The organism is Limisphaera ngatamarikiensis, from assembly GCF_011044775.1.
GTDB classification, from domain to species: Bacteria; Verrucomicrobiota; Verrucomicrobiia; order Limisphaerales; family Limisphaeraceae; genus Limisphaera; species Limisphaera ngatamarikiensis.
Genome location: NZ_JAAKYA010000094.1, coordinates 3,472 through 3,767 on the forward strand (window position 1 = coordinate 3,472; position 296 = coordinate 3,767).

General features: G+C 71.6%; 1 protein-coding gene. It reads right to left on the minus strand.

Going from position 1 to position 296, the window contains the following annotated elements:
- On the minus strand, positions 1 to 296 hold a 296-nt coding region (locus G4L39_RS13795), incomplete at both ends, for a hypothetical protein (protein WP_165109077.1).

Consider the following 296-nt stretch of genomic DNA (forward strand, 5'->3'; position numbering starts at 1 on the left):
CGAACCCAACGGCTCCCATGCGTACTCGGCCCGGTGGCCCTGATCATCGGCCACGCTCAGCAGCCGATCGCCCCCACCCCAGCTGTAGTTCACCCGGCTCAGCAGCGTGCCGCCGCGCCAGACCTCCTGCGCCAGCCGCCGGCCCAACGCGTCCACCACGTTGGTCACCCGCACCCCGTCCAGCTCACCCCCCACCCATTGCTCGCTGATCAACTCCCCGGCCACCGTGTACCACCGCCGCAACGTCGCCGGCCCCTGCACCACCTCCGTCACCCGCCCCCGACGATCGTACCGGT